Source organism: Flavobacterium sp. 2 (genome assembly GCF_049949195.1).
In the GTDB taxonomy this organism is placed as follows: domain Bacteria; phylum Bacteroidota; class Bacteroidia; order Flavobacteriales; family Flavobacteriaceae; genus Flavobacterium.
In genome coordinates this window covers 4999964-5012103 of the sequence record NZ_CP188206.1, presented here as the reverse complement: position 1 = coordinate 5012103, position 12140 = coordinate 4999964, and the positions used below count along the sequence as shown (strand labels likewise).

Sequence of the window (12140 nt, the reverse complement as noted above, 5' to 3'; positions counted from 1 at the left end):
AATTATTTAGAATTCTACATTTAACCCTAAAGTTATACCTCTGTTTGAAGCCGTTGTCTGCGTATCCAAATCAGTCCATTTTACTTTTGTAAAAATCATACCCGGATTAGTAGCCTGACAATAAATTCTCAATTTAGAAAGTCCAAGGCTCTGTACTAATTCTTTATCAAAATGATATCCTAAAGAAATATTTCTCATTTTCAAAAATGCCCCATTGCGATATCCTAAAATTGGGTAATAAGGATCTCCTGTACCTGCTGAATAAATAGGTTTTTGATATTCTGCATTTGTATTATTATCTGTATAATAATTAATAGATCTCTGGCTTCCTTTTGCACCTTCATTTTCACCTAAAGTATCATACAAATAGCCCATACGTCCATATACAAAGAATGATAATTCGAAATTTTTGTAGCTGAAAGTATTTGTCATACCAAAAATATATTTCGGATCTTTTGAACCAATAATAACACGGTCATTATTTGCATCAATTTTATAATCGCCATTTTGGTCAACTGGTCTTGCATTACCAAAAGTGAAAGTATTTGGCCCCATAACTGCATTAAATTTGGCCATTTCGACAGCGTCCTCTGGCTTCCAGATTCCGTTTGATTCGAAACCGTAAATTACATTTTGAGAATCTCCAATAAATAAGTTATTGTTGATGTCGTCAAATTTTCCGTTTTGAAGCGATACAATTTTATTTTGCTGATAAGAAGCACTGATGTTAGTAGTCCACTCAAAATCTTTTGTTGTAACGTTTACCGTGCTCAAAGTAAGTTCGACACCTTTTCCTTCTGTTTCTCCAACGTTTTGGTAAGTATCTTTAACCCCGATAACCGTTGGTACACTGCTTTTTAATAACAAATCAGTTGTTCTGCTTGTAAAATAATCCAAAGCACCGGAAACTCTATTACTGAATAATGCGAAATCAATACCGTAGTTAAATTGAGCCGTTTGTTCCCAACCCAAATCAACATTTCCTAAAGATGTATTGTTTACAACACCCGATCCATTAGGATAAACAATCCCAACTAATGGAGGTTGTGTTGCATATGCAGGAACTGCAGCATTACCAGTTTCACCGTAACCCACTCTCAATTTTAATTGATTAACCCAAGAAACATTTTCTAAGAATTTTTCTTTGTTTAATATCCATGCAGCTGAAGCACTCGGGAAAAATGCCCATCTGTTTGCTGCCGCTAATTGCGAAGCTCCGTCATAACGGCCAGAAGCAGTAAACAAATATTTATCAGCATACGTATAATTTACCCTACCCATGTATGACAATAAACCTGTATCAGTAAGACCAGAAGAATATCCAGCAAGAGTAACATTCGCAGGATTCAGAGCGTTCCATTTGTTTTCAGGGTTTTTAATATCATTTGCAGACATTGAACTGTTTTCATTATGATACTCCGTCTGGCTCATTAATAATGTACCTCCAAAACTGTGATTCCCGAATGTTTTGTTGTAGAAAATCAAGTTATCCAATGTATATGAAATTGTTTGTTCTTTAGCTAGAGAAGCAAAACTAGTTCCTGAACGAATAGCCGATTTACCATCCAAATAAACACCATCACGGAATGATGTAAGATCAGGACCAAAATTGATACGGTATTTTAAACCGTCAAGTTTTGAAGAAATTGCTCCCAAATCAAACTGAGCATACAAACTACCAAAAGCACGCAAAGTTATACGCTGATCTTGAGACAATTTATATTCATCAACAGGAGTTCTGATCGTTGAATCTCCACCTGGACTGTCAATTCGGTTTCCGTTGCTGTCATAAGGAACTGCGTAAGGAAGGTTTGTACGTGCTGTTGCATAAATTCCTGTTGAACTTGTAACGGCAGTTCTACCTACGTTTGATTGCCCATATTCATTTATACCATAACTTGTATTAAGACTCACACCCATAGAAAACCATTTTGTTGGTGTAATATCAACATTGGCAGTTCCGCTGTAACGCACATAACTTTGTCCAAATAAAGTTCCTGTGTTATCTAAATATCCAAAAGAACCGTAACCTTTCATTTTTTCAGTTCCACCGCTTACACCAATAGTATGCTGTTGTGTGATTCCTGTACGGGTTACAAATTTTGTCCAGTCTGTAGTCGCAACTTTAGAACCATCCCAAGTTCCGCCAGCCCATCCTTTCTCGATGTTTGCCCATGCAGCCGGATCGGCAGAAGCAAGGAAAATTAACTTATCATTTTCTATTGTAGGTGCATCTCCTTTTGGAAAAGCAGATGGATTAGAGTAATATCTTCCCCAACGGCGGAATTCAATATATTCTCCTGCAGACATCATTGGGGCATTTTCGTGAATCGTTTCTGTCATAAGAGAAGTATCATAATTCAACGTAAATTTTCCGTTTTTACCTTTTTTTGTCGTAACGATAATAACTCCGTTTGCTCCACGTGAACCATAAATTGCCGTTGCAGAAGCATCTTTTAAAACGTCGATTGTTTCAATATCAGTTGGATTTAAGAAGTCGATACCTCCAGAATTGGCATCAACACTAATTTTACCTGTAGAAGCATCAGTAACCAATCTTGAATTTAGAGGAATACCATCAACTACATAAAGCGGTGCATTTGAAGCAGAAATAGAACGAGCTCCACGAATAGTAATATTTCCAACAGTTCCCGGACGTTCATTTGAAGAAACATCTACACCCGCAGCTTTTCCCTGCATAGCCTGTACGGCATTAACTACCGGTCTTGATGCGATTTCTTCAGCATTTACGCTCACAATTGATCCAGTAAGATCCTTTTTCTTTTTTGTACCGTAACCTACTACGACTACCTCCTCAAGAGAATTGTCCTCTTCTTTCAGCACAACATTGTAAACAGTTGCAGCGCCAACAGTAATTTCTTGTTTTTTAAAACCGATAAAACTGTAAACAAGAATGTTTCCAGAAGCCGCATTAATAGAGTAACTTCCATCCAGATCGGTACTCACTCCATTCTGGCTTCCTTTGATGAGTACATTGACACCCGGAATTGGCAATCCTGTAGCATCTTTAATGGTACCTTTGACTACTTTGTTCTGCGCGTATCCAGATGCATGGAATAATGCAATCATGGCTATCAACAGCAGCACACTCAATTTGTTTTTCATAAAAGTTAAATTTGGTTAATTAATTAGTTACTCAAATTTATTTAGAAGTTAATCTCGCACTGTCCTGTAGTATCCTGCAAAATAATTTATAACTATTCTAACTTACAGAGTTTTACAAAAATTATTTAAGATTTTTTTAACCATAAAATCCTTCAAACACTTGATTTTCAAAGGAAAATTGAATAAAAGGCTTCTAAATAGGAATATAAAAACGAAACGTTATTATTTTTTCACATACCATAATTTTATTCAAAAATTTTTATTGAATGTGAAATTAATATCCGAAAATTATGATATTTTTTTCAAACCAATGTAATCGATTGCATTTTTTTTCTAAAAATATTTTATGATCCGTTTATTTTCATGATTTACTAGTATCATTTTCACTTTAAAAACACAAAAAAAAGCCGCCTCATAATGAGACGGCTTTCAAAAACAAAAAGTAAAAAGATTTTAGTAACCTGGATTCTGCCAAGCTGCTTTTTGTGCAGCTGATAAATTAGAACCATCATCGTTTAATAATCCATCAATAAAAGTTTGAGGAATTGGACGAAGTTCGTGTTTACCAACTTTAATATTAGGTGCCGCTTCAGCATTAAATGCTTTTGCACGTTTGATAAGCATTCCAGTACGAGAAAGTGTTTCCCAACGTTGCCATTCTCCTAAAAGCTCACGAGTAGACTCATTAAGAATAAAGTTTATAGCACGTTCTTTATCTGTCGAAGCACCAACTTTAGCCATAACAGCTTCATCTTCCGCAGGTAAATTATTAGGGAAAGATTTCAATGTCAAATCAGATGCTGCTGTTGTAACAGGAATTGTTGGATTAGACAAATAATAAGTATTCATATCTAAATTTGAGGCTGTAAAGGCTGTAGCTGAAGTTCCTGTATTTAAAGGATTCGTTTTAAACGCTTGAGAACCATCATTATAATAAGATCTATTTTCTCCTGCTTTCCATTGTGCTCTTGCTCTTACTACGTTGATATCCTGCATTGCATTTCCATACTGGCTAAGACGAACATAGCATTCTGCACGTATTAAATAAGTTTCAGCAAGACGAGCCATAATTACATCACGGTGTGAATCACCTCTTTCAGCAGTACGAGATCCACATTCTGTTTTATTGATACCAGCAAAGAAGTTACAAATTGGCTGGTTTTTAAATGTAGGTGCTACATAAACTCCATTTTGATACAACACCGAAGAGTTAGGTACATATTGTCCTTTTTTAACTGCTAAAGTTCCAGTAGTAGCAGTTTGTCTTGCTCCTGTATTCCATTCTGGTAAACGACCCGCTGCATCTGTCCAAGTTGGAGCCTGAACACTCGCACCAAATTTAGCACCGTCATAAGTATTGTCATTTTTAGTATTCAAGATCATCACAATACCAGGATCTCCAACTTTTACCCCTGACGGATTAGGAGCAATTACAGTATTTGCACCATAAACAGTTCTAAAAGTTTTCCACATACGTGCATCATTTACGTGATCAAACACACCATATGTGTATTCTGTAGGACGACAACGCTGAAAATCCATACTTCCAATCCAAACACCACGTCTTACCCATCCTCCAGAAAAACTAGAAAACTGAGGAGCGAAATAACTATACGTACGGTTTCCAAAACGACCAACTGTAGCAGCATCAGCATTGTGCCCTGCAGCCATTAAAATTTCATTAAGTTGCTCATTAGGGCAGTCAACTCCTGTCCAGTTTGCATATAAATCGCTGTAATTAGGAGTCAATGGCCCACGAGCTGTAATTGCATATGAACAAGCATCGATTGCTTCCTTAAGATCAGCATCTTTGTAAGAAGCATTCCAAGCATCATTACGCTCAGACGCACGGAATAATAGCGATTTTGCTAAAAAGTGTGCAGCAGTTGCTTTTGTCCAGGTAACACCTTTACCGTAAGTAAAAACTTCACCTTCAAAAAGACTGTAAGCCTGACGGAAATCAGATATTACTTGTTCCCAACATTTCTCTTCTGAAGCACGCTCATAATTACGAACAACTCCTTCAATAGGTGTAGTTTGAAGAACAACACCTCCATATTGCGCAACAAGTCTGTAATAGTTATACCCTCTTAAAAAATAAGCATGAGCTAAACAACGGTTTCTAATTTTTGTATCTGTAATTACTTTTTCTGCTTTAGCAATAATCGTATTACAAGATGCAATACCATAATACATCTCATCCCAAAGCGCGTTTGGATTAGTTGCATTTCCGTTAGCCGCTCCTGTTGCAGCTGATGCACCTACTGGTCCAAAACGGTTATCATAGGTATTCCACATTTCGTTAGTAAGGTCATTTGCATTGGTAAACTCATCTGTACCATACAAAGTATTTCCATACGACCATTCGAAACCAAAATGCCAGCGAATATTACCATAAAGAGATACCGTTAGCGCCTGAAGACCTTCAGGTGTATCAAAATAAGCTGTCGAATAAGCATTTGTTTGTTCTTCGTCCAGAAAGTCTTTCGAACACGAAGTGAAAAATATCCCCGCTGTTAATAAAAGACCAATTCCTATATTTTTTATATTATTCATTTTTTTACTTTTATTGTTATACTTCAATTCGCAACAACTTATTAAAACCCAACTTCAACTCCCATAACAAAACTGCGGTTGTAATACGTTTTCTCCGTGTCAAAATCATACCAATCTAAAGATTGATAAATACTTCCTGGATTTACAGCCTGAACATAAAATTTCATATTTGCCAATCCAATTTTATTTGCAACGTCTTTAGATAAATTATAACCCAAAGAAATATTACGAATTTTTACAAACGATGCTTTTTGGAAACCAAGAAGTCCAGAAAATGGATCTGCAGAACCTGAAGTTGCCTGACCTAAAATTGGTTTTTGGAATTCAGCATCTGGATTATCTGGAGTCCAGTAATCTGTTTCACGCTGATTTGCATGTGCAGTTAAAGCTTCACCTCCTAAAGAAGCAGTATATCCGGCACGTCCGTAAAGGTTTATTCCTAAATCAAATCCTTTATAAGTAAAGTTGTTATTCCATCCCATTGTATAGTAAGGATTACTGTTTCCTATAACTACACGGTCTGTACCATCCATTTTGTAATCACCATTTTGATCTTTAGGTCTTACGTTACCTGGTGTAAATTTATAACCGTTAGCATTCCATTTAGCCATTTCAGCAACATCTTCTGGAGTATTTTGCCAAAGACCATTATTATCATATCCGTAACGAACAGCGATAGACTGACCAATAAACCATGAGTTACTTACCATGTCTTGCGCACCATTTGCTAATCCAACAATTTCATCTTTCTGCCACGCACCATTTAAATTAGTTTCCCATGTAAATCCTGTAGCAGTTTGAATAGGAATAAGATTAAGCGTTACCTCAACTCCATGATTTTTTGTTTGACCAATATTCGAAACAATGTATGGATAACCTGATACTGGTGGTATATCTACTCTTAATAATAAATCTTTAGTATCTGATTTGTAAGCATCAATAGTACCACTGATTCTGTTGTTTAAGAAACTAAAATCAACACCAAGATTGTATTGAGTCGTTTTTTCCCAACCTAAATTTTTATTAGGCATTCCTGTTTGAGTATCTGTATAATAAGGCTCGTTTGTAGTAAAACCAATAGCATTGCTCTGACCATTAAAAGGAAGGAATATTTGGCTAATATTTCCTAAAGTTCCATAAGGATTAACTGAAGAGTTACCAGAAGTACCAACACCTAAACGAAGTTTTAAGTTTTTAATCCAATCAACATTTTTTAAGAATTCTTCGTTATTAAGACGCCAAGCTAATGCTGCAGAAGGGAAGAAATCCCATTTGTGTCCTTCAGATAATTGCGTAACTCCATCCCAACGTCCTGAAACTGTTAACAAATAGCGATTGTCATAACCATAATTTGCACGAGCCATATAAGAACTAATTGCACGTTCTGTAATACCTGAACTCATACGTGCATTATTAGCAGCATTTGTAGCATCTACTGAACCCATTGCATTCCATAAAAATGAAGGTTTAGGGATATTATTTGCACTCATAGCAGAATTTTCAATATTCCAAGATGATGCAGTTTGTAATAAAGTCAAACCAACTTTATGCTTAGCAGCAAATGTACGGTCGTAGTTAATAATATTATCTACAGTCCAAGAAAGATCACGACGGTTTGAAAGGCGAGCAAAATTAGTACCTGCACTACCATTTGCATTAATTTTTAATGATGATGTTCCGTCAACATAAACACCTTCTCTCCAACTACGGAAATCAGGTCCGAAATTTAATTTATAGGTAAGACCTTCTAATGATCTTGTCATTTTTCCAAAATCTAAATTAGCAGAAAAATTACCTAAAACACGCATTGTTTGCGATTGCTGTGTACTTTTCTCCCACTCATCCATGATCGTATAAACACCTGATTCACCACCCGGATTAATAATTGTATTACCGTTTGCATCATAAGGAACAGCAATATTATAGATTTGTTTCGCTGCACCATAAATAGCATCTGGAGATGTACCGCTTCTTGCACTTAAAGTTGACATACCATAATCTTGCTCGCTCCATGAAACATTAAAAGAAGCAGTCATTTTAAACCAATCAACTGGAGTAATATTTGAAGTTAATTTTGCAGTATAACGTTTGTACCACTGCCCTTTTTGAGTACCTTGATTATCTAAATAACCAACAGAACCATACGTATTTACTTTTTCAGAACCACCACTAGCGCTAATAACATGCTCTGTACTAACTCCTGTCTGCGTTACATAATCAGTCCAGTTAGTGTTAATTACTTTAGAAGCATCCCAAGTACCACTTGCCCATCCTCTTAATACATTGTCTCTTGACGTTTGACCATCTAATGCACTGTCAAAAATCAATTTATCATTTGCAAGAGTTGGAGTCGCTGGATTAGCATATTTAGCTGGATCAAGATTGTATGCAGCCCAACGTCTGAAAGTAATAAAATCAGATGCGCTCATTGACGGTGATCTGTCAACAATATCAGAAGTAGTCACTGTACCAGCATAATTTAAAGTAAATCTGCCTGATTTTCCTTGTTTAGTTGTTACAATGATAACACCATTTGCACCACGCGATCCGTAAATAGCTGTTGCTGAAGCATCTTTAAGAATATCCATCGATTCAATATCTCTTGGATTTAATGTTTCAATTGCAGATGCAGACATTAACGGCACACCATCAACAACATATAAAGGATCATTACTTGCTGTCAAAGATCTATTACCACGAATACGTACTGTACCAAGAGATCCCGGACGCTCGTTTGTAGTAATATCAACTCCGGCAATTTTACCCTGTAGTGCTTCAGTTGCACTTGAAACAGGTCTGTTCATTAATTGCTGCGCATTTATAGTTGAAACTGATCCTGTTACGTCTGATTTTTTCGCAGTTCCATAACCAACAACAACAATCTCATTAAGTTGAGATACTTCTTCAACAAGTTTTACATTAATTTCTGAAGAAGTACTAACTGTTCTTTCAACAGATTTTGAACCAGTAGACGAGTATACTAATACTTGTCCAGTACTTGCATTGATAGAGTATTTACCATCAAAATCAGTACTTGTTCCCTGTTTTGTTCCTTTAATAAGTACATTTGCCCCTGGTATTGGCAGACCTGCCGCATCAGTGATTGTACCTTTAACCACTTTGTTCTGCGCATAACCTGCTGTCTGCAACAGCGCAAACATGACCAAAATCAGCAAAAGACTAAATTTGTTTTTCATAAAAGTTAAATTTGGTTAATTAATTAGTTCATCCAAATTTATTTAGAACAAGGGGGCACAGCATCCTGTAGTATCCTGTTAACTTTCAGGTTCTTATAATTAATTTTATGTTTTTATTAACTCAAAAAAACTTCAACTGTCTGATTTACAAGGGTGAATAAGTGTATAATCTACAAATAAATTATCCGAAATTTTCTTTAATATTTTTTTTGTAATTCATAGTATTTCCGACCTAAAAATATGAATTGAGAAAAAAATATGACAAATTATTACTCTTTTGATTTTTAATAAAATGATAGAAAACAGGACGCTACAGGATAGCAAATTGAGTTTCTGCTACTACTTTTACCTTATTACAACCAATAAAAAGTTACTATTATATATCTCTATACTTATTATGAAGTAAGTAATTTAGTAACCGTTTTATAAAACTATTGAACCTTAACCAATGAAAATAACCACATCAAATTGTCTTATCCTCTTGTCCCTTTGCTGGGTTTTGAATTCTTCAGCTCAGGAAACAAAATCACCTTGGCCAAAATCTACTAATATAAATCAGCCATGGGCGCGCTGGTGGTGGATGGGAAGCGCTGTAGATAAGCCAAACTTAAAAAAAAGACTCTCAGATTTTCATAATGCAGGAATTGGTGGTGTAGAAATTACTCCTATATATGGTGTAAAAGGCGAAGAAAATAATTTCATTGATTATCTATCTCCAAAATGGATGGAAATGCTCGACTATACAGTTCATGTAGCAGACAGTCTGCACATGCAAGTTGATATGGTTTTGGGAACAGGATGGCCATATGGAGGATCGCATGTAACGGTTGCAAATGCTGCAACAAAACTGATTATTGAAAAATATCCGCTAAAAAAAGACGAAATATTTGACCGAAATATTACTGTTGAAAACAAAAAAGAAAAAAATCCTGCCGAATTATTATATGTAGTAGCTTATGGAAATGATGGCTCGTATATCAATTTGACCGATCTGCTTAAAAAAAATCAAACCAAAATAAAGGACAAAGGCATTGACGGAAAAGCTGTTGAAATTCCGAACCAAACTGAACCTAATAAACTGAAATGGAAAGCAAAAAAAACAGATTATACTTTGTATGCTGTTTTTAGCGGAAAAACAGGACAACAAGTAAAAAGAGCAGCGCCTGGCGGAAGCGGTTTTACTCTAGATCATTATTCAACAGAAGCATTAGACGCTTATGTAGTTCCGTTTAATAATGCTTTTAAAGGTCGCGAAGGCAAAATAAGAGCCATTTTTAATGACAGTTATGAAGTTTATGGCACTGATTTTACGCCTAAATTTTTCGAAGAATTTCAAAAACTGCGCGGTTATGATTTAAAAAAAGAATTGCCTATATTATTGAATGAAACAGATAGTGAAATAGGTAACCGAATTAGAAGCGATTATCGCCAAACAATTGGTGATTTATTATTGAACAAATTCGATAAACCATGGACAGAATGGGCGCATTCGAAAAATTTCAAAACAAAACTTCAGGCGCATGGATCTCCAGGAAATCTGATTGATTTATACGCTGCTGCAGATATTCCAGAATGTGAAACTTTTGGTTCGATGCCTTTTGATATTCCTGGATTTAGAAGAGAAAAAGAAGATATTCGTGAAGGAGATGCTGATCCGGTAATGCTTAAATTTTCATCATCGGCGGCACATATTTCAGGGAAAAATCTAGTTTCATCTGAGACTTTTACGTGGCTTCGCGAACATTTCAAAGCTGCTTTATCACAATGCAAGCCAGAAGCTGAGGATTTAATGTTGAGCGGAATCAATCATATTTTTCTTCATGGTTCTACTTATTCGCCAGACAGAGCAACTTGGCCGGGATGGCAGTTTTATGCTTCGGTAAATTTCAATTCAAATAATAGTATTTGGGAAGATGCTCCTTCTCTATTCTCTTATATTGCAAACTGTCAATCCATGTTGCAGCAAGGAAAATCAGATAATGAGATTCTGCTTTATTGGCCAATTTTTGATACTTGGGACAAATATCAAAAAGGAACTTTATTTTTTGAATTCAAAATACATTCACTTCAGGAATGGCTTCATCCGACTTCTTTCTATGCTTCTACCAAAAAACTAATGAATCAAGGTTATGGCGTAGATTTTATCTCTGATAATTTTATTGCCGATGCAAAAGTAATCGACGGAAAAATTAGTCTTAATGGTACAACTTTTAAAGCTTTAGTAATTCCTCCCACGCAAAAAATGCCTCTTGCAACTTTGCAGAAATTGATTGAATTGAAAAAAGCGGGAGCAAATATCATTTTCGAAAATCTTCCGGAATCTATTCCCGGTTTTAATGATTATAAAAATCAGGAAAAACAACTTCAAACTCTTTTAACTGCAAACAATGAATTGGTAAAACCAACTTCAGATGTTTTAAAAACTTTAGAAAGCGCTCAGATCTATCCTGAAACGCTTGTAAATACAGGTTTAAAATTTACAAGACGAAATGTAGATGGTGAAAAAATATATTATTTAGTTAATCACACCACTAAAACAATCGATGGATTTATCCCAATTCAAGCTGGAAATAAAGAAGTAGTTATTCTAAATCCGCTTACAAGAGAATTTGGAAATGCCATTGTACAAAAATCCGCCAATACAACATTGGTAAAAATTAAAATTGCTCCGGGAGAATCTTATTTTTTAAAGACTGAAAATACAGCTTCGCAGAAAAAATGGAATTACTATGAACCAACTGCTGAAGCTATTCCATTAAAAGGAAACTGGAAAATCAACTTTGATAAAGGCGGGCCTCAATTACCTCCAAGTGCGACTATTTCAAATTTAGAATCTTGGACAAAATTAAGTCCTGAAGCCGAAGCTTTTTCTGGATCAGCAACTTATACTTTGGAATTTAACAATCCAAATGCTAAAACTGAAAATTGGAGTTTAAACTTAGGCGATGTCCGCGAAAGCGCAAAAGTTTGGTTAAATGATGAATTCATTGGCACAGCATGGTCTGTTCCTTATCAATTAAATATCGGCAAATTAAAATCTGGAAAAAATATCTTGAAAATTCAGGTTACGAATCTTTCAGCAAACCGAATTCGCAACAAAGAATTAAAAGGCGAAGAATGGAAGATTTTTTATGAAATCAACATGGTTGACAAAGATTATAAAAAATTCGACGCTACAAAATGGGCTCCAATACCGTCAGGACTTTTAGGACCGATCACAATCACGCCATTAAAACAGCAAAACTAACTATTAACTAAGAA

At 35.5% G+C, this 12140-nt stretch carries 4 protein-coding genes; 1 reads left to right on the top strand and 3 read right to left on the bottom strand.

The features are described from left to right. Positions 1-6 precede the first annotated feature (6 nt). The 3 genes from ACNFIH_RS21725 to ACNFIH_RS21715 all read right to left on the bottom strand — a co-directional run bounded on the left by ACNFIH_RS21725 (position 7) and on the right by ACNFIH_RS21715 (position 8879). Entirely contained in the window at positions 7-3126 is a 3120-nt protein-coding gene (locus ACNFIH_RS21725; protein WP_426484760.1) for a SusC/RagA family TonB-linked outer membrane protein, read from the bottom strand. Positions 3127-3579: 453 nt separating this feature from the next. Then, positions 3580-5682 (bottom strand): RagB/SusD family nutrient uptake outer membrane protein, encoded by a 2103-nt coding sequence (locus ACNFIH_RS21720; RefSeq protein WP_426484759.1) that lies wholly within the window; start codon positions 5680-5682, stop codon positions 3580-3582. A 41-nt stretch (positions 5683-5723) separates the two neighbouring features. Further along, the gene (locus ACNFIH_RS21715) at positions 5724-8879 is read right to left on the bottom strand and encodes a SusC/RagA family TonB-linked outer membrane protein (protein ID WP_426484758.1); all 3156 of its coding nucleotides are present in this window, start codon (positions 8877-8879) and stop codon (positions 5724-5726) included. Between the two features lie 448 nt (positions 8880-9327). On the opposite strand from ACNFIH_RS21715, the gene ACNFIH_RS21710 reads away from it, so the two are divergent. Continuing rightward, positions 9328-12126, top strand: coding sequence for a glycosyl hydrolase (locus tag ACNFIH_RS21710; RefSeq protein WP_426484757.1), 2799 nt, complete (start codon positions 9328-9330; stop codon positions 12124-12126). The last annotated feature ends 14 nt before the right edge of the window (positions 12127-12140 follow it).

What these genes read in the sequence shown, in the direction of transcription:
- ACNFIH_RS21715 (WP_426484758.1), bottom strand. Translation starts at nt 8,879, where the DNA reads ATGAAAAACAAATTTAGTCTTTTGCTGATTTTGGTCATGTTTGCGCTG.
- ACNFIH_RS21725 (WP_426484760.1), bottom strand. Translation starts at nt 3,126, where the DNA reads ATGAAAAACAAATTGAGTGTGCTGCTGTTGATAGCCATGATTGCATTA.
- ACNFIH_RS21720 (WP_426484759.1), bottom strand. Translation starts at nt 5,682, where the DNA reads ATGAATAATATAAAAAATATAGGAATTGGTCTTTTATTAACAGCGGGG.
- ACNFIH_RS21710 (WP_426484757.1), top strand. Translation starts at nt 9,328, where the DNA reads ATGAAAATAACCACATCAAATTGTCTTATCCTCTTGTCCCTTTGCTGG.